Source organism: Sulfitobacter sp. D7, assembly GCF_003611275.1.
GTDB lineage: Bacteria > Pseudomonadota > Alphaproteobacteria > Rhodobacterales > Rhodobacteraceae > Sulfitobacter > Sulfitobacter profundi.
Genome location: NZ_CP020694.1, coordinates 80361 through 98870, shown reverse-complemented (window position 1 = coordinate 98870; position 18510 = coordinate 80361). Strand labels below are relative to the sequence as shown.

19 protein-coding genes are annotated in these 18510 nt (G+C 61.3%); 14 read left to right on the top strand and 5 right to left on the bottom strand.

The genetic code is table 11. The features are described 5' to 3' along the window. Positions 1–33: 33 nt before the first annotated feature. Entirely contained in the window at positions 34–1260 is a 1227-nt protein-coding gene (locus B5M07_RS00410; protein ID WP_120349787.1) for an argininosuccinate synthase, read from the bottom strand. Between the two features lie 124 nt (positions 1261–1384). Between B5M07_RS00410 and ilvA the strand changes: the two genes are divergently transcribed. Then, complete coding sequence (ilvA, locus tag B5M07_RS00405; protein WP_205570886.1) at positions 1385–2617, top strand: threonine ammonia-lyase IlvA; 1233 nt, start codon at positions 1385–1387, stop codon at positions 2615–2617. Positions 2618–2706: 89 nt separating this feature from the next. Then, positions 2707–3975, top strand: a complete 1269-nt coding sequence (locus B5M07_RS00400; RefSeq protein WP_120349785.1) for a PP2C family protein-serine/threonine phosphatase — start codon at positions 2707–2709, stop codon at positions 3973–3975. Here the strand turns inward: B5M07_RS00400 and B5M07_RS00395 are convergent. Continuing rightward, a complete protein-coding gene (locus B5M07_RS00395; RefSeq protein ID WP_120349784.1) occupies positions 3972–4409 on the bottom strand; it encodes an NUDIX domain-containing protein in 438 nt (145 codons plus the stop codon). The genes B5M07_RS00400 and B5M07_RS00395 overlap by 4 nt on opposite strands. Before the next feature lie 76 nt (positions 4410–4485). Here B5M07_RS00395 and hslO point away from each other — a divergent pair, with 76 nt between their 5' ends. The 7 genes from hslO to B5M07_RS00360 all read left to right on the top strand — a co-directional run bounded on the left by hslO (position 4486) and on the right by B5M07_RS00360 (position 12921). After that, positions 4486–5460 carry an Hsp33 family molecular chaperone HslO gene (gene hslO, locus B5M07_RS00390; protein WP_120349783.1) on the top strand — a complete coding sequence of 325 codons (975 nt, stop codon included), beginning with the start codon at positions 4486–4488 and terminating at the stop codon, positions 5458–5460. 1 nt (position 5461) lies between these two features. Then, on the top strand, positions 5462–6058 hold the full coding sequence (locus B5M07_RS00385; protein WP_067622284.1) for a CoA pyrophosphatase: 597 nt from the start codon (positions 5462–5464) through the stop codon (positions 6056–6058). Further along, a complete protein-coding gene (locus B5M07_RS00380; protein ID WP_120349782.1) occupies positions 6055–7215 on the top strand; it encodes a CCA tRNA nucleotidyltransferase in 1161 nt (386 codons plus the stop codon). The genes B5M07_RS00385 and B5M07_RS00380 overlap by 4 nt, the downstream gene beginning before the upstream one ends. A 165-nt stretch (positions 7216–7380) precedes the next feature. Further along, positions 7381–9219 carry an ABC transporter ATP-binding protein gene (locus B5M07_RS00375; RefSeq protein ID WP_120349781.1) on the top strand — a complete coding sequence of 613 codons (1839 nt, stop codon included), beginning with the start codon at positions 7381–7383 and terminating at the stop codon, positions 9217–9219. Continuing rightward, the gene (locus tag B5M07_RS00370; protein WP_120349780.1) at positions 9216–11048 is read left to right on the top strand and encodes an ABC transporter ATP-binding protein; all 1833 of its coding nucleotides are present in this window, start codon (positions 9216–9218) and stop codon (positions 11046–11048) included. The genes B5M07_RS00375 and B5M07_RS00370 overlap by 4 nt, the downstream gene beginning before the upstream one ends. A gap of 37 nt (positions 11049–11085) precedes the next feature. Continuing rightward, positions 11086–12309: a class I SAM-dependent RNA methyltransferase gene (locus B5M07_RS00365; RefSeq protein ID WP_120349779.1), complete on the top strand. Its 1224-nt coding sequence runs from the start codon at positions 11086–11088 to the stop codon at positions 12307–12309. Positions 12310–12423: 114 nt separating this feature from the next. Continuing rightward, complete coding sequence (locus tag B5M07_RS00360; protein WP_067936483.1) at positions 12424–12921, top strand: L,D-transpeptidase family protein; 498 nt, start codon at positions 12424–12426, stop codon at positions 12919–12921. Positions 12922–12988: 67 nt separating this feature from the next. Here the strand turns inward: B5M07_RS00360 and B5M07_RS00355 are convergent, their stop codons facing one another. Beyond that, on the bottom strand, positions 12989–13486 hold the full coding sequence (locus B5M07_RS00355; RefSeq protein WP_067627909.1) for a CAP domain-containing protein: 498 nt from the start codon (positions 13484–13486) through the stop codon (positions 12989–12991). 167 nt (positions 13487–13653) lie between these two features. On the opposite strand from B5M07_RS00355, the gene B5M07_RS00350 reads away from it, so the two are divergent. Together B5M07_RS00350 and B5M07_RS00345 are read left to right on the top strand one after the other, a co-directional pair. After that, on the top strand, positions 13654–14265 hold the full coding sequence (locus tag B5M07_RS00350; RefSeq protein ID WP_067627906.1) for a L,D-transpeptidase: 612 nt from the start codon (positions 13654–13656) through the stop codon (positions 14263–14265). A gap of 141 nt (positions 14266–14406) precedes the next feature. Continuing rightward, positions 14407–14589: a hypothetical protein gene (locus B5M07_RS00345; protein ID WP_067261136.1), complete on the top strand. Its 183-nt coding sequence runs from the start codon at positions 14407–14409 to the stop codon at positions 14587–14589. Between the two features lie 104 nt (positions 14590–14693). Here the strand turns inward: B5M07_RS00345 and hemH are convergent, their stop codons facing one another. Both hemH and B5M07_RS00335 read right to left on the bottom strand, forming a co-directional pair. Further along, positions 14694–15767 carry a ferrochelatase gene (gene hemH / locus B5M07_RS00340; protein WP_120349778.1) on the bottom strand — a complete coding sequence of 358 codons (1074 nt, stop codon included), beginning with the start codon at positions 15765–15767 and terminating at the stop codon, positions 14694–14696. 51 nt (positions 15768–15818) lie between these two features. Then, complete coding sequence (locus tag B5M07_RS00335; protein ID WP_120352103.1) at positions 15819–16637, bottom strand: SAM-dependent methyltransferase; 819 nt, start codon at positions 16635–16637, stop codon at positions 15819–15821. A gap of 14 nt (positions 16638–16651) precedes the next feature. Here B5M07_RS00335 and B5M07_RS00330 point away from each other — a divergent pair, with 14 nt between their 5' ends. Genes B5M07_RS00330 through B5M07_RS00320 form a run of 3 tightly spaced genes read left to right on the top strand, consistent with a single transcriptional unit; the run spans position 16652 to position 18508 of the window. Next, a complete protein-coding gene (locus tag B5M07_RS00330) occupies positions 16652–17383 on the top strand; it encodes a ComF family protein (RefSeq protein ID WP_120349777.1) in 732 nt (243 codons plus the stop codon). A 37-nt stretch (positions 17384–17420) separates the two neighbouring features. Further along, a complete protein-coding gene (gene grxC, locus B5M07_RS00325; protein ID WP_067627897.1) occupies positions 17421–17681 on the top strand; it encodes a glutaredoxin 3 in 261 nt (86 codons plus the stop codon). Then, a complete protein-coding gene (locus B5M07_RS00320) occupies positions 17678–18508 on the top strand; it encodes a carbon-nitrogen hydrolase family protein (protein WP_120349776.1) in 831 nt (276 codons plus the stop codon). The genes grxC and B5M07_RS00320 overlap by 4 nt, the downstream gene beginning before the upstream one ends. The last annotated feature ends 2 nt before the right edge of the window (positions 18509–18510 follow it).

The following is an 18510-nucleotide window of genomic DNA, read 5'->3' as shown; positions in this document are numbered from 1 at the left end:
GAAAGAATGAAGGGGGTCTAGGTCCCCCGTGTTTCAGCCTTTGGTGCGTTTGTCGCGGGCGGCGAGGAGTTTGAGCCGCAGGGCGTTGAGTTGGATAAAGCCTGCGGCGTCTTTTTGATCGTAGGCGCCGGCGTCGTCTTCGAAGGTCACATGGGCTTCGGAGTAGAGGCTGTGATCGGACCAGCGACCCACGGTGCGGACGTGGCCTTTGTAGAGTTTCAGACGCACGGTGCCGGTGACATGGGCTTGGCTTGCGTCGATGGCGGCTTGCAGCATGGTGCGCTCGGGGCTGTACCAGAAGCCGTTGTAGATCAGTTCGGCGTATTTCGGCATCAGCTCGTCTTTGAGGTGCATGGCGCCGCGGTCGAGGGTGATAGATTCGATGCCGCGGTGGGCTTCGAGCAGCAGGGTGCCACCGGGGGTCTCATAGATGCCGCGGGATTTCATGCCGACGAAGCGGCCTTCGACCAGATCGAGACGGCCGCAGCCGTGTTTGCCGCCAAGCTCATTGAGTTTGGTGAGGATCGTGGCGGGAGACATTGCTTCGCCATTGATGCTGACGGCGTCGCCGCGCTCAAAACCGATTTCGACATATTCGGGCGTGTTCGGCGCGTCTTCGGGGTTTACCGTGCGCTGGTAGACATAGTCGGGCGCGTCGATTGCGGGGTCTTCGAGGACTTTGCCTTCGGAAGAGGTGTGCAGCAGATTGGCATCGACGGAGAAGGGGGCTTCGCCGCGTTTGTCTTTTGCGACGGGAATTTGGTGCGCTTCGGCGAATTCCAAGAGTTTGGTGCGGCTCGACAGATCCCATTCGCGCCAAGGGGCGATGACTTTGATGTCGGGGTTGAGCGCGTAGGCGGCCAGTTCAAAGCGGACCTGATCGTTGCCTTTGCCGGTTGCACCGTGGGCCACGGCATCGGCACCGGTTTCTTCGGCGATTTCCACGAGGCGTTTGGAGATCAGCGGGCGGGCGATGGAGGTGCCCAGTAGGTAGAGGCCTTCATAAACCGCATTGGCGCGGAACATTGGGAAGACGAAATCGCGAACGAATTCTTCGCGCACGTCTTCGATGTAGATGTTCTCGGGTGCGATGCCCATCATCTCGGCTTTTTTGCGGGCCGGTTCCAGCTCTTCGCCTTGGCCGAGGTCGGCGGTGAAGGTCACCACTTCGCAGCCATATTCGGTTTGCAGCCATTTCAGGATGATCGAGGTATCGAGGCCGCCGGAATAGGCAAGCACGACTTTCTTAGGCGCGGACATGACGGGGTTCCTTTCAAGTTCGCCCTGCGAGGTAGCGGTTTTCGTGGGCGCGGGCAAGATTGAAGCCTGCGTTGACCTATGCAGGCTGCGCGCCTATCGACGAATGGCAGCAAGGAGAGCACAGATGGCGGATGAATTTGCACAGAAAGCACAGGCGGCGGCAGAGGCGCTGCGGGCATTGTTCCCGGCGACACCGCTGCTCCGCAATGAGCATCTGTCGGACCGCTTTGGCGCGGATATCTGGCTGAAGCGCGAGGATTTAAGCCCGGTGCGCTCTTACAAGCTGCGCGGAGCGTTCAATGCGATGCGCAAAGTGATCCCGGGGCAGGGGCTGTTTGTCTGTGCCTCGGCGGGGAACCATGCGCAGGGGGTGGCTTTTGCCTGCAGCCATTTCGGGGTGCGCGGCGTGATTTTCATGCCGGTGACCACGCCGCAGCAGAAGGTTCAAAAGACCCGGATGTTCGGGGGTGAGAATGTCGAGATCCGGCTGGTGGGGGATTATTTCGATGCCACCTTGGCGGCAGCACAGAGTTTTTGCCGGGACGAGGGCGCGCATTTCCTGTCGCCTTTTGACGATGATGACGTGATTGAGGGGCAGGCTTCTGTTGCTGTGGAGATTGCCGCGCAATTGGGCCGGGTGCCGGATCGGGTGATCTTGCCCGTAGGCGGCGGCGGGCTGTCTTCGGGGGTGGTCAGTTATTTTGGGGACGCCTGCGACTATACATTCGTCGAACCCGCAGGGGCTCCGAGCCTTGCGCGGGCGTTGGAGGCCGGGGCGCCGGTTGATGTCTCTCCGATTGATAACTTTGTGGATGGCGCTGCGGTGGCCAAGATCGGCGCGCGGACCTTTGAGCGTTTGCGCGGGGTGAACCCGGCGGATGTGGTGCATCTGCCGGAGGACCGGATTTGCGTGACGATCAACGAGATGTTGAATGTCGAAGGCATCGTTTTAGAGCCAGCAGGCGCGCTGTCGATAGATGCGCTGGGCGAGGTGGCCGATCAGATTGTCGGCAAGACGGTGGTCTGTGTGGCTTCGGGCGGCAATTTCGATTTCGAGCGTTTGCCAGAGGTCAAAGAGCGGGCGCAGCGCTATTCGGGCGTGAAGAAATATTTTATTCTGCGCATGCCGCAGCGGCCGGGGGCGTTGAAGGAGTTTCTGATGCTGCTTGGTCCGGAGGATGACATCTGCCGGTTTGAGTATTTGAAGAAGTCGGCGCGAAATTTCGGCTCTGTCCTCATTGGGATCGAGACGCGGCGACCTGAGAATTTTAAGCCCTTCCTTGAACAGCTGGGGCAATCCGGCTTTACCTATACGGATATCACCAACGACGAGACCTTGGCGCAGTTCGTGCTGTAGGCGCGCCCGACGCGGCGGATTTACAGAAGAATTCACGTTTCGGTAAGCCATCGCTGTTTAGATCAGCAGGCCTGTCAGGATCGTGTCGCATGAAATTGGATATCCCCAGCCTCTCTGAAGCGGTGGCGACGCCTGCTGTGTCGCCATTGATTTTGGTGGTTGAGGGGGATGAAACCCATCGGGGTTTTCTCTCGGCGTCTCTGAGGGCATGGGGGTATGAGGTGATCTCTGCCGCGTCGGGTGCTGTGGCTCTGACCCTTTGCGAGCGCCGTTTGCCTGATATTGTGCTCTGCAGTTGGGCGATGACGGGGCTGTCGGGGCTCGACGTCTGCCGGGCTTTCCGAAGCCTGTCGGAAGAGCGTCGTGGCTATTTCATTTTGCTCACCGACAGGCCTGAAGGTGGCGTGGTGACCCGCGCCCTTGATGCGGGGGCGGATGATGTGTTGATCCGGCCAATCGGTCCGCCGGACCTGCGCGCACGGGTCATGGCAGGGGAGCGTTTTCTGGTCATGCAGCGTGAGTTGACGCAGAAAAACAAGCTGATCACCGAAACATTGGATGTTCTTCGGCAGGTGCATGCGCTGATCGACAAGGATTTGATTGAGGCCAAGAAATTCCAGCAATCGCTGCTCCGCGAACGCTATCGCGCCATGGAGGGGGGCAATCTGTCGATGATGCTGCGCTCCGCCGGGCATGTTGGCGGCGATTTGGTGGGGTATTTCCCTGTGCGGCCGGGGGTCGTGGGGCTTTTCGGTTTGGATGTGTCGGGCCATGGCATCAGCTCGGCCCTGATGACGGCGCGGCTGGCCGGATATCTGTCGGCGTCGACGCCGGACCAGAACCTTGCGCTCACGCTATTGCCCGGGGGCAGCTATGCGGCGCGCCCCCCGGGGGAGGTGATCGAAGAGCTTAACGATCTTGTTCTTCATGAGATGGAGACGGAGCATTATTTTACGCTGATGCTGGCGATTGCCGACCTCACCACCGGGGAGGTCACAGTTGCGCAGGCAGGGCACCCGCATCCCGCTTTGCTGCGCGGCGATGGGCAGGTCGAACAGCCGGGCACCGGGGGCTTTCCTGTTGGCTTGCTCGCCGGGGTGGGATTTGAGGAATATAAGCTTCAGATGGCGCCGGGGGACAGGTTATTGATCCTATCGGATGGGGTGACGGAATGCCCCGATCCGGGCGGAGAGATGTTGGGCGAAGAGGGTTTGGCGCGGATGCTGGGTGAATTGCGCCGGTTCAGCGGTCCGGCGCTTCTCAGCGCGCTGGTCTGGAAGCTTTCCGAATTCGCGGGCAGCCGTGATTTCCCCGATGATGTTTCAGGGATATTGCTGGAGTATCAGGGCAACGTTTAGCGCAGGTGGCGTTGCAGAAACAGGCGGTCGCCTTCGTTTGCGAGGGTCGCCAATGCTTCGCTGGCCGATAGCACCAAGGTGGCGTGATGCGGCTCTGTCGGCGCGGCGATCTGGCGCACGGGATGCGCGACGTAGATATGGCAGAACTTTTGCGCCCAGAGGTCGTAATCCTTCATATAGGTAAAGCGACGGAACGCGCCCAATCGGCGCGGGCGGGCAATGCGCCAGCCGGTTTCCTCCAGCACTTCGCGGTGGAGTGCTTGGAGCGGGGATTCTCCCACTTCGATACCGCCGCCGGGCAATTGCACCTCGGTGTCTTGGGCCATTTCCAGCGTCATCAGAAAACGGCGTTGCAGCGGGAGAATGGCATAGACCCCGGGCCGCGGTGTGTAGCTTTGGCCGGGCTGTGGTGTCTCACCTGTACGTCGGATCATCTGCTGCCCCTTTTTCCATGGGTTGCTGCGCCTATATAGACGCGGTATGCCAAGCGGCCCCCGATAAGGAAACCCGATGACCCAAGGAACTAAAATCGCGTGGGACGATACCGTTCTGCCCTTTCAGCTTGATGATGTCGACATGCGCGGCCGCGTGGCGCGGCTTGATGGCGTGTTGGAGGGCATCCTGAAGCAGCACGACTATCCGCCGCAGGTCGAAGCCTTGGTGGCCGAGATGGCGTTGTTGACCGCATTGATCGGTCAGACGATCAAACTGCGTTGGAAACTGTCGCTACAGGTGCAATCCAAAGGTGCCGTTCGGATGATCGCGACCGATTACTACGGCCCCGAAAAGGAAGGCGAGCCTGCGCGCATCCGCGCCTATGCCAGCTATGATGCGGATCGGCTGACCGATGACGCCCCGTTTGAACAGATCGGCGAAGGCTATTTCGCGATCATGATCGACCAAGGCAAAGGCATGACCCCCTATCAGGGCATCACGCCACTGGCTGGCGGGTCTTTGGCTGCCTGTGCGGAAGCCTATTTCGCCCAGTCCGAGCAGTTGCCGACCCGCTTTTCGCTAAGCTTTGGCAAATCGTCGGGTCCGGGCGAGCCAGAGCATTGGCGTGCTGGTGGCATCATGTTGCAACATATGCCCAAAGCCTCGCCACTATCGGCGTCGGGCGAAGGGACGGGTGAGGTCCTCAAGGCCGATGATTTGGTCGAAGGCGACGAGGCCGAGAATTGGAACCGCGTGAACATCCTGCTCGGCACGGTTGAGGATCTGGAGCTGATCGGCCCCAGCGTACCGCCGACCGATCTTCTGTTGCGATTGTTTCACGAGGAACAACCGCGGGTATATGATGCCCAACCGGTCCGTTTCGGCTGTACCTGTTCCGAAGACCGCGTGCGTCAAAGCCTGTCGATCTACTCGGCCCGCGACATCGAAAAGATGACGACCGATGATGGCCGAGTGACCGCCGACTGCCAGTTCTGCGGCGCGCATTATGACCTTGATCCGGCCACGGTCGGTTTCGACGCCAAGGCCTAGGGTGAGCGACCGGTTCCAATCCTTTCGCGAGGCGCTTGCCCAGACTGGGGTGGAATCCTCCGATTTCGATCTGAACCCGGAGGTCACCCTGCCCGAGGGGCGCAGTCTGCGGCCTGCGGGTGTGCTCGCCCCGGTGGTGGATACCGGAACGCGGCTGGAACTGATCCTGACCAAGCGGTCTTCGGCGCTGAAACATCACCCCGGGCAGATTGCCTTTCCGGGGGGTAAACAAGACGGCGGCGATGCGGATGTCATCGCCGCCGCCCTGCGCGAAGCGCGCGAAGAGATCGGCCTGCCGAGCGACATCGTAGATGTCTTGGGTGTTCTTCCGGCCCATGAGACGGTCACCGGCTTTAGCGTCACCCCCGTGATCGGCTATGTGACGCGCGATTTCACCGTGGTGCCAGAACCCGGCGAGGTCGAAGAGGTGTTTCGCGTACCGCTCGACCATGTGCTGAACCCCAGCAACTACCTTGTGCATTCCCGGCGTTGGCGGGGCCAGCGGCGGTATTATTACGCTGTTCCCTATGGCCCCTATTACATCTGGGGCGCGACCGCGCGTATGTTGCGGGCATGGGCGACCCGCATGAACACATGATTCCAACCACGACGCGATGGTTACATGACGCAGACGCACAGCGGGTTTGCCGCGTGGTGCAGGATGGTGGGCACCGTATCTATTTCGTCGGCGGTTGCGTGCGCGACGCGCTGTTGGGTCTGCCGGACAGCGATGTGGACCTCTCCACCGATGCGACACCTGAAGCGGTGATGGCGCTGGCCAAGGCCGCCGGGGTCAAGGCCGTGCCGACAGGGATCGACCATGGCACGGTAACGCTTGTGTCGGGCGGCAAACCGTTTGAGATCACCACCTTTCGGCGCGATGTGGAAACCGATGGCCGCCGGGCTGTCGTGGCCTTTTCCACCGATATCGCCGAAGATGCCCGCCGCCGTGATTTCACGATGAACGCGCTCTATGCCACGCCCGAGGGCCGTGTGATTGACCCGTTGGGCGGCCTGCCTGACCTGTACGCGCGACGGCTGCGTTTTATCGAGGATGCAGGTCAGCGTATCCGCGAGGATTACCTGCGCACCCTGCGCTATTTTCGCTTCATGGCGTGGTATGGCGACCCGGAGGCGGGGCCGGAGCCGGAGGCGCTGGATGCCATCGCGTCGAATTTGGATGGGTTAGAAACGCTTTCGGCAGAGCGTGTCGGGCAGGAGTTCAAAAAGCTGCTCCGCGCGCCGGATCCCGCCCCCGCCTTGGCGTTGATGCGGCAAACCGGTGCCTTGCCGGTGCTTTTGCCGGGGAGTGATGACCGCTGGCTATCCATGCTGGTTCATTTTGAACAAATGTTGGGGCTTGAGCCTGACTGGCTGGTTCGGCTGGCCGCGCTGGGCGGGGAAGCCTTGGCGGATCGTCTGCGGTTGAGCAAGGCAGAGGCCAAGCGCCTGACGTTGCTGCAAGAGCAAGGCTTTGCCGGGCCACCGCTGGCCGAACTTGCCTATCGTCATGGGGCAGGGATCGCCCGTGGCGCTGCAATGCTACGCGGCGCTATGGCAGAACAGATGCCCGAAACCACCGTGTTAGAGACGATTTCGAACGCCGCCACTGCCCGTTTTCCGGTAATGGCCAAAGACCTGATGCCAGCGTTCAAAGGCCCGGCCTTAGGGCAAGAGCTTGCCCGGCTGGAGCAAATCTGGATCAACTCCGGCTTCACCCAGACCCGCGCGGAGTTGCTGCGAAAGTCCAGCTAGGTCGACATCGCGCGGAAATTCGGCTATCCAAACCGCATTACAAGGGAGATGGGCGAGATGTACCGCGGGATCTGGTTTAGCTAAGCTGGCATAACCATTGCCCCTTTGCGGCTTTGCTATTGGGCATTGCCGCGTATTTTGCACGTCTATTTCCAAGGTCTCCCCATGTTTCGCTTTTTCGAAAACCTCGTTGATCCCTATGTTGCCTATCGGGAAAAGGATCATCCGCCGCAGGGTCTTTGGCCCTTTTTGCGGGACTACGCGCAGCCGTTTAAAATGGTCTTTGTCCTCGCCGGGGTGATGGCGATCCTTGTCGCAGCGATCGAGATCGGTTTGATCTACTATATGGGCCGTATCGTTGACCTGCTCGGCAGCGACCCCGCGCAGATGTGGGAGGACTATGGCACCGAACTGACCCTCGTGGCCCTTGCCGTGCTGTTCCTGCGGCCCTTGGTGCAGGCGGTCGACGTGATGCTTCTCAACAATGCGATCCTGCCGAACTTTGGCACCCTGATCCGCTGGCGGGCGCATCGGCATGTGTTGCGGCAATCCGTCGGCTGGTTCGAGAATGATTTCGCCGGGCGTATCGCCAACCGGATCATGCAGACACCCCCGGCAGCGGGGGAGGTGATCTTTCAGGTTTTTGACGCGATCTCTTATTCGCTGGCCTATATGATCGGCGCGGCGATCCTGTTGTCCACCTCTGATATCCGCTTGTTAGTGCCGCTTTTGGGGTGGTTTATCCTCTACGCTGGCTTGGTGGCATGGACGATCAAACGGGTCGGGCCTGCGTCCAAGGCGGCGTCGGACGCGCGGTCTCAGGTGACGGGGCGCGTGGTGGATGCCTATACGAATATCCATTCGGTCAAGATGTTCGCGCATCATGATTTAGAGGTCGACTTTGCCGGAGAGGCCATCGAAGAGGCGCGGCGTACCTTTCAGGGCGAGATGCGGATTTTCAGCATCATGGACGTGGTGCTGACCCTTCTTAACGGCATGTTGATCGTGGGTATCGTCGGTTGGGCGCTGGTGCTTTGGATGGCGGGCGAAGCGAGCGTCGGCGTCGTGGCCGCTGCCGCCGCGCTGGCGCTGCGGCTTAACTCAATGACCAGTTGGATCATGTGGGCGCTGTCGAGTTTCTTCCGCGAACTGGGTGTCGTGGCCGAGGGGATGGAGACCATTGCCCAGCCCCTCGCCCTGACCGACCGACACGATGCGCCCCCCTTGAAGCTGACCGAAGGCCGGATCGAGATGGCAGGGCTAAGCCATCATTACGGGCGCGAAAGCGGCGGGATCCAAGGTATCGATATCACCGTGCAGCCGGGGGAGAAGATTGGCCTTGTTGGCCGCTCTGGCGCAGGGAAATCGACCCTCGTGAAACTGATGCTGCGGTTCTACGATGCCGAAACAGGTCAGATCCGGATCGACGGGCAGGACATCGCACAGGTGCGGCAAGACAGTCTGCGGCGGCATATCGGTGTCGTGCAGCAGGATTCATCGCTGCTGCACCGCTCGGTGCGGGAAAACATCCTTTATGGCCGCCCTGATGCAACCGAGGCTGAGATGATCGCGGCTGCGAAACAGGCGCAGGCGCATGAGTTCATCCTTGATCTGACTGACCCGGAGGGGCGGGCGGGCTATGAGGCACGTGTCGGTGAACGGGGTGTGAAGCTTTCCGGCGGGCAGCGTCAGCGTATCACGCTGGCGCGGGTCATCCTGAAGAACGCGCCGATCTTGCTGCTGGATGAGGCGACAAGCGCGCTCGACAGTGAGGTGGAGGCGGTCATTCAAGAAACGCTCTATGACATGATGGCGGGCAAGACGGTCATCGCCATCGCGCACCGCCTGTCCACGATTGCCGAGATGGACCGAATTCTGGTTTTGGATCAGGGCCGTATTGTCGAAGAAGGCACCCATGACGCGCTTTTGCAGAAAGCTGGCCTATATGCAGCCTTCTGGCACCGTCAGTCGGGCGGTTTTCTCGCATTGGATGACAAGTCGTGAGCATTTCGAACTGGATCAATCCGTTTCACCCCGCCGATGGCCCGCCGCCGCAAACGCTGGGGGCTTTCATGCGCTGGTGCCTGTCGGGCGCTTGGCCGGTGCTCTGGCTCGCGGCCTTTCTGTCGGCAGCCGCCGGCGCGATGGAGGCGGGCACGGCGTGGATTTTGGGCAAGGTCATCGATGCCACGGTCAGCACGGGCCCAGAGCGGTTTTTCGAAGGCAGCAGTCTGGTGTTAGTACTGGGCGCGGTGGCGTTCTTTCTGGTGGCGCGGCCTGTGCTGTTCGGCCTGTCCTCGGCCTCGAACGCGATCATGGTGCAGCCCAATGTCAACCCGCTGGTGCTGTCGCGTTTGCACCGTTGGACGCTGGGGCAGAACGTAAATTTCTTTGACGAAGACTTCGCCGGGCGTATCGCGCAAAAGCAGATGCAGGCGGCGCGGGCGGTGACGGACGTGGCGGCTGAGGTGATCAACGTGGTGGCCTTTGCGCTCGCCTCCCTCGTGGGGTCGGTGGCGCTGCTTCTGGCGATCGATTGGCGCGTGGCGGTTGGGTTTTCGGTCTGGCTGGTCATGTATCTGGCGCTGATCAACTGGTTCTTGCCGCGCGTGCGCAAGCGGGCGGCGGGCCGTGCCGGGGCGCGGGCGTTGGTGTCGGGGCAGGTGGTGGATACGATCACCAATATCAAAACGGTGAAACTCTTTGCCCATGCCGATCACGAGGACCGCGCAGCGCTTTCCGCGATGCAAAGCTTTCGGGCCCGGGCGCTGGAGTTTGGCTATCTCGCCGCAGGGTTCCGTTTGGCGCTGATGAGCCTTGCCGGGCTTCTGCCGGTTCTGCTGTTGGGCGGCACGATCCTGCTGTGGCAGCGCGGCATGGCGAGCGAGGGGGATATCGTGGCCTCGGGTGCCATCGCGATCCGTATCGCGCAGATGACCGGCTGGGTGTCTTTCACGCTGATGGCGATCTATTCCAACATTGGTGAGGTCGAAGACGGGATGCGCACCCTGACGCCGCGCGTGCGGTTGGATGATGGGCCTGATGCGCAGGAATTGGTCGTGGAGGCCGGGCAGATCGAACTGCGCGACCTCGGCTTTGCCTATGGCCGCCAGACGGGTGGGATCGACCAAATTTCACTGACCATCAAACCGGGCGAGAAGCTGGGGATCGTTGGTGCCTCGGGGGCAGGGAAATCGACCCTCGTTGCGCTGCTTTTACGGCTCTATGAACCGGAACAGGGCAAGATCGTGATTGACGGAATGGATACATCGGAAGTCACGCAAGAGAGCTTGCGGCGCAATATCGGCATGGTCACGCAAGAAACCGCGATGTTCAACCGTTCGGCACGGGACAACATCCTTTACGGGCGGCCCGATGCGACCGAGGCCGAGGTTATCGCGGCGGCCGAACGTGCCGAAGCGCATGAATTCATTCAGGAACTCGAGGATCACAAAGGCCGCCGCGGCTATGACGCGCATCTGGGGGAGCGTGGGGTGAAGCTTTCGGGTGGGCAGCGTCAGCGCATCGCCTTGGCCCGAGCGATCCTGAAAGACGCGCCCATACTGGTGCTGGACGAGGCGACAAGCGCGCTGGATAGCGAAGTTGAGGCGGCCATCCAGCAGACCCTAGACCGCGTGATGGAAGGCAAAACCGTGCTGGCCATCGCCCACCGCCTATCGACCCTGACAGAGATGGACCGCATCATGGTGTTGGACGCAGGCCGCATCGCAGAGATCGGCAGCCATGCTGATCTGCTTGCCCAAGATGGGCTTTATGCACGCTATTGGCATCGTCAGTCAGGCGGGTTTCTGGATGTGAGGGCGGCGGAATAGGCTTTCGCTGTGGCCTTTGCCGCGCTATGGGCAGGCTATGACAGAACATCACATCTTGCGCCTTGGCCACCACGGCGACGGCATCGCCGAAGGTCCGATCTTTGCTCCGATGACCCTGCCGGGGGAAACCGTCAGCGGTGAGGTCGAGGGCCAACAGCTGCGCGACGTGCGGATCGTTACGCCGTCAGGACAGCGGGTCGCGCCGCCGTGCCGCCATTTCAAATCCTGCGGGGGCTGCCAGTTGCAGCATGCCGCAGATGATTTCGTGGCTGCGTGGAAGGTTGATGTGGTGCGCAATGCGCTGTCGGCGCATGGGTTAGAGACAGAATTTCGCCCCATCCAAACCTCACCCGCGCAATCGCGCCGCCGGGCCACCTTTGCTGCGCGCCGCACGAAAAAGGGCGCCATGGCGGGGTTCCATGGCCGCGCTTCCGACGTGTTGATCGAGGTGCCGGGCTGTCAGTTGGTCGACCCCGCGCTTTTGCCGGGGTTGAAGGTTGCAGAGGAACTGGCGCTGATCGGCACCAGCCGCAAGGCCGAATTGGCCGTGACCGTGACGCTGTCGGAAGAGGGGCTGGACGTGTCGGTTGCCAATGGCAAACCGCTCGATGGGCCGCTGAGGCAACAGTTGGCGCAGACCTGTGAGGCTTTGGCGCTAGCACGGCTGACTTGGAATGGCGAGGTGATCGCGATGCGTGCGCCGCCCGCGCAGCGCTTTGGCAACGCAGCGGTCACGCCCCCGCCGGGCGCGTTTTTGCAAGCCACCCGCCATGGCGAAGCGGCCCTGCGCGCCGCCGTCGTGGATGCCGTGGGGGAGGCCGAGACCGTGGCGGACCTGTTCGCAGGCTGCGGGACCTTCGCTTTGCCACTGGCGCAAAAGGCGCGGGTTCATGCGGTTGAGGGCGATGCCGAGATGATCGCCGCGCTTGAGGGCGGCTGGCGACGGGCCAAGGGGGCCAAACCGCTCACCGTTGAGACACGCGATCTGTTCCGCCGTCCGCTCTTGCCGGATGAATTGGCCAAGATCGACGCCGTCGTACTGGACCCGCCCCGCGCCGGGGCCGAGGCGCAGGTGGCCGAGATCATCCGCGCCGGGGTGCCGCGCGTGGCCTATGTTTCTTGCAACCCGGTCAGCTTTGCCCGTGATGTGCAAAATATGGTGGCGGCAGGGTATCGGCTGGACTGGGTGCAGGTCGTGGACCAGTTTCGCTGGTCGTCGCATGTGGAGCTTTCTGCTTGCCTGACACTGCCGGAAGGTTAGGCAAAAGGGCTGCATTTGGCTCGGCTCATCACCTCTTTTTGAATGAAATTAATCCCTCATTGTGGTAGCTCAGGTAAAAAGGGCCGGAATGGCCGGGGCTTTGAGGGCACAGTGATGAAGCGCAGGACAATGATACTTGGCGGCACCGCTATGGTGGCGCTTGGGGCGTGCAGCAACAGTAAATTCAAACGATACAATGGTCCCGAAGTGACCTATGTGGTTGTGAACAAAAGCCAACGTCGCATGATGCTGTTGCATCATAACCGCGTGTTGGAAGACTATCCGATCAAGCTGGGCTTCGCTCCTGTGGGTCACAAGACCTTTGAGGGGGATGGGCGCACGCCCGAAGGGCTGTACCGAATCGACCGTCGCAATCCGAACAGCCGCTTTCATCTTTCCGTCGGGATCGATTACCCCAACGCACGGGATATCGAGACCGCCCGCGCCATGGGCAAAAGCCCCGGCGGCGATATCTTTATTCACGGGCAAAAAGACCCGCGGCAGAAAGAAAAGACCGATTGGACTTGGGGCTGTATCGCGGTCACCAACAAAGAGATCGAAGATGTCTATGCGATGGTGCGCGATGGCACGCCGATCCTGATCACACCCTGATCACCGGGTCGGTTAAAACGAAACCGGCCCCCGCAGGGGCCGGATAAACCGCTTGTTCAGCGAAAGATCAGTTGCCGACGACCAGCGTCCACCAGATCTTGCCGCCGTTTTCCTGATACCAAGAGAAACCCATCTGACGGCCATCGGGTGCCATCAAGATGCGGCGGGTGTCTGGCTGCTCCATCCAGGCGGCGAGGGTCTCAAGCTCGGTCTCATAGGTTTCCGAGATGACTTCGCCGACCAGACCGCCGGTATAGCCAACGCGCTGGATACGGTCGATCGGCGACGACCCGTCAGAGCCGAAGTGCCATGGACGGTTTTGCACCGACATATCGCGCGAGTGGGTCGCGGCGGCGGCGTTCAGTTTGGCATCCAGCGCCAAAGGCGTGACCCCAGCCGAGCTGCGCAGCGCATTCACCGAGTCGAGCATACGGAATTGGATTGTACCCGCGTCGGAACGGCTGATGCGGTAGGAACCGCCGGCTTTGCCGCCACTCGTGCTGGACGGGGCACAGGCAGACAGCGCAACCGTCAGCGCCAGCAGGATGGACAGGATACGGATCATATGAGCGCTCCACGCAATGAGATTTTTTCTGCCTTACATCGGGGCGCGTTGCAGTTCAAACGCACATAGGCGTGACTCTGCCGTATGGGGCCGGTTTCAATTGAAACTGCGTCTTTCGAGCCATATATATGGCGTTAATTAGCATAATTTCAGTTTGGAGACGCTCCATGTCCGCTCACCGTTTTTCGATTAAGAGCCGCCGTGGCTTTCTGGCTGGCAGCGCCGCGATGCTTGCCACACCGGCGCTGGCGCAAAGCACCTCTTCTTTCAACTCCTCCGCGACGACCGAGACAGAGCGCGATCTGACTGAATCGGTCCAGCGCAATGTCTCGAGCTTCCGGATGTTGGATTGGCGCCCCTATTTCAGCAACACGCGCAACGGCGCGGTGCTGGTCGATATCGACAGCCGGGCGGTGCATTACTGGTCCGAGGACCAGAGTGTTTACAAACTCTACCCCTCGTCGGTGCCGCTGACCGAAGATCTCACGCGCCGGGGCCGCACCCGTGTCATCAAAAAGGTCGAGGGGCCAAGTTGGCGTCCCACGCCTTCCATGCTCAAGCGCAATCCCGAGTGGCCGCCCTATGTCGGGCCCGGCCCGGATAACCCGCTGGGCACCCATGCGCTGTACCTCAGCTGGACGTATTACCGTATCCACGGAACCCATGACACAAGAAAAATTGGCCGCAAGTCTTCCAATGGTTGCATTGGGCTCTATAACGAACATATCGCCGAACTTTTTGCCATGACAAAGGTCGGCACGCAGGTGTTGCTTATTTGACGACATCCCCCTGATTCCTTGATGCAATAGCTGATTCCGGGTTTGCAAACTTTTGCCGATACTGTTTAGAACGAGATTACGAGGTAAGTCTTGGGTGCGTGTATGTATATGATACAGCACGCCTATTCTGGAGGTTATGTTATGAAGAAACTCGTTCTCGCCGCTGCTCTGTCCGCTGCTGCATCGACTGCTTTTGCTGGTTCGCTGGCCGAGCCGATCGTCGAAGCACCGGTCATCGTGGAAGAAACAACAGGTTCGTCCTCGGGCATCCTGGTTCCCCTGATCCTGCTGGCACTGGTTGCCGCAGCTGTTGCTTCCGACTAATCGGAACTGACGATCAAACGGAAAAGGCGGTGCAATGCACCGCCTTTTTTGTATTCTGCGTATGGCTTTGAAAAAGGGGCCGCCGCAGCGACCCCAAGGCGGGCTTAGACCCAGCCAGCCAGATTTTCACTGATGATCGTGGTCAGTGCCTCGATATGCGCGGCATCATCGTTCAGGCAGGGGATATAGGTGAAATCCTCGCCGCCGGCCTCTTCAAAGCTTTCCTTGATCTCTTCGTTGATCTCTTCGAGCGTTTCGATGCAGTCGGCCGAGAAGGCAGGCGCGCAGACGGCGATGCTTTTCTTGCCAGCCTTGGCCTGTCGGGCGACCTCTTCGACCGTATAGGGTTGCAGCCATTCCTCGGGGCCGAACTGCGACTGGAAAGTCGTCATGATCTCGCTGTCGCCCCAGCCCAGACGCTCTTTCAGCAGGCGCGTCGTTTTCTGACATTGGCAATGATAGGGGTCGCCCTCCATCAGATAGCGCTGCGGCAGACCGTGGTAGGAGCAGACCAGCAGGTTGGGCTTTTTGTCCTTCGCGGCATAGGCACGCTCAACCGATTGGGCCAGCGCTTCGATATAGTCGGGGCGGTCGAAATAGGGGGCAACGGTGCGCGACGCAGGCTGCCATTTCTCTTTGGCCAGCGCGGCAAAGAAAGCGTCATTCGCCGTTGCGGTCGTGGCCCCGGCATATTGCGGATACAGCGGGAAAAACAGGATCTTCTGGCACCCTGCGGCGGTCATCGCTTCGACCTTGGACCGGGTCGATGGGTTGCCGTAGCGCATGGCGTAATCGACCATCACATCGTCACCGTAACGCGCCTGCAGCGCCGCCTTGATCTTGGCAGTCTGCGACTTGGTGATCGTCGCCAGCGGGCTCTCGTTCTCGGCCTCGTTCCAGATGGATTTATAGGCCGCGCCGCTGGTGAAGGGGCGTTTGGAAAGGATCACCGTCTGCAACAGTGGCTGCCATTTCCACGGGCTGTAGTCGATCACCCGGCGGTCCGAGAGGAACTCGCTTAGGTAGCGGCGCATCGACCAATAGTCATAGCCGTCCGGCGTGCCGAGGTTGGCGAGCAGGACGCCAACCTTGGGACGCGGGACTTTGGGGTGGTCGTTGGGGCCGTGTTCCGGTTGGCCGGAGTCTGGTTGGGCGGATTGGGGCTGGGCTGCCTGCATGGGGTTTCCTCGCATATGATCCGCGCAGAGATAGCCGCTTTGCAGATTGGGTCAATCGGGGAGCGGCTCCTCGCGACTATTCAGCGCATCTGCAAGCCGCTGTTGGGCCGATCCGGGGCGCAGGGGTTTCTGCTGGCTTTCATCCGGTGCCCACCCGGCGAGGAAGATCATATCGAAGGTCGCGGTAACCCGGCCTGATGCGGCGGTGAAGTGGGTGGCGTAAAGCTCTGCCGCGCGGGTCAGAACCGCGCGGCCCGTGGGGCGGCGCAGGCGGGCTTGCAGGGCGTTGGTCTCACCCATCTCGCGCAGGTCGCGCATCAGGGCCCAAGCGTTTTCGTACTCCACGGTCAGCGGTTGGCTATCGGCCACCGGCAGCGCCAGTCCGGCGCGTTGCAACAGCGCGCCAAGGTCGCGCAGTTCCCCCATCGGGGCGATGCGCGGCGACAGGCCGCCGGTCACTTCGGCTTCAGCTTGGCCAAGGCAGGCGCGCAGTTCATGCAGGGTTTGCCCGCCAAGCGCCACGGCGTGCAACAGCCCATCGGGCCGCAGCGCACGGCGGCATTGGATCAGCTGGCCGATCGGGTCATTCGCCCAATGCAGCCCCATGGCGTGGATCACCAGATCATGGGCCTGCGGTTCCAGCGCCAGCACTTCGGCCTCGGGGATAATCTGGGCCTCGGGGAAGGCGGCTGCCCAGACCTGCGGGAAAGCGGTCACGATGGCTGGAGCGGTAAACGCTTTCTTAACCAATCCCACCCGATCCTGAACCTCATCGGCGGCTGCCTGTTGCAAGAACATGCCCCGCACCGTCGCGCGGGCGCGGCGGTGGGCGAGGGCCTTGGGGTCGGTCAGTGTGGGCTGTGCTGTCATGAGGAACACATAGAATGCCGCCACGGGGACTTCAAACAGCAGTATCACTGATCTATCCGCCCCGCTGTTTGGGCTGCGGCGGTTTGGTCGATGCAGATTTTGGGCTTTGCGGCACCTGTTGGCGCGACACGGGCTTTATCGGTGGCACGGTCTGCGACGCCTGCGGCGTGCCGCTGCCGGGCGGCGGTGATGTGGCTTCACCGCATTGTGATGCTTGTCTTGCCACGCCGCGGCCTTGGGCACAGGGCCGCACGGCGCTGCTCTATCGCGATATGGGGCGCAGGCTGGTCTTGGCGCTGAAACACGGTGACCGCCAAGAGATCGCGCGCCCGGGCGCGCGGTGGATGGCGCAGGCGGCGCAGGGCCTCTTGCCTGATACGGCTCTGATCGCGCCGGTTCCGCTGCATTGGCGGCGTTTGCTGAAACGGCGCTACAACCAATCCGCCTTGCTGGCCAAAGCCCTGTCGGCTGAAACCGGCCGCAGTTGGTGTCCCGATCTGTTGCAGCGCGTCCGGCACACGCCGTCGCTGGATGGGTTGGGTCGGGCGGAACGGTACAGCGTCCTGCAGGAAGCGATCGCAGTTCATCCGCGGCGGCGACACCGTATCATCATGCGACCGGTGATTTTGGTGGACGATGTGTTCACCTCTGGCGCTACACTGACCGCCTGCACAGAGGCATGTCTTGCCGCCGGTTCCGGCCCCGTTTTCGTGCTGGCACTGGCGCGCGTGGCCAAAGAGACCTAGATCACTGTGCAACGTTAACTGTTCAAAGGGTGATCCTATGCAACCTGTCGAAATCTATACGTCGCCGCTCTGCGGTTTTTGTCATTCCGCCAAACGCCTGCTGACCCAGAAGGGAGCGGCCTTTGATGAGGTCGATGTGCTGTCAGAGCCAGAGCGCAAGCAAGAGATGATCCAGCGTGCAGGCGGGGCCCGCACCGTGCCGCAGATCTTTATCGGGGACGTGCATGTGGGCGGCTGTGATGAACTTTATGCGCTGGACCGTGCGGGCAAACTCGACGCGCTGCTGCAAGACAGATGAAAATCGCGCTGCTGCAACTCAACGTCTCGGACGATCCGGCCGCCAATCTGATCGAAACCCGCGCCTTGTTGCGCGAGGCGGTGGCGGGCGGGGCAACGTTTGTCCTGACGCCTGAGGTGACGAATTGCGTCAGCACCAGCCGGCGCCACCAGCAAACCGTGCTTGCCTATGAAGAAGACGATGCCACCCTCGCCGCCCTGCGCGAAGAGGCGGCGAAGGCGGGCATTTGGCTGCTGATTGGCTCACTCGCGCTCAAGACGCGGGGCGGCGATGGGCGTTTTGCCAATCGGTCTTTCCTGATCTCCCCGCAGGGAGAGATCGTGGCCCGTTACGACAAGATCCATATGTTCGACGTGGATATCAGCGCGACCGAGACCTACCGCGAATCCGCAGGCTATCGCCCCGGTGACAAGGCCGTGGTGGCCGAGACGGCTTTTGGCAAGATCGGCATGTCGGTTTGCTATGACATGCGCTTTCCGTCGCTTTATCAAGCGCTTGCAGAGGCGGGGGCGCGTATCCTCACGATGCCTGCGGCCTTCTCTCCGGTGACGGGGGCCGCGCATTGGCACAGCCTGCTGCGGGCGCGGGCGATTGAGAATGGCTGCTATGTGTTGGCCCCGGCGCAGACCGGCACGCACGCCAGTGCCGGACACAAAACCCGCGATACCTATGGGCATTCGCTGGTCGTGGCCCCTTGGGGGGAGGTTGTGCTGGATGCCGGGACGGCCCCCGGCGTTTACTTTTGTGACATGGACATGGAAGAATGTAACAAGGCCCGCGCCAAAGTGCCCAGCCTTGCCAACCGCCGCCCCTTTGCCGCGCCCTGACC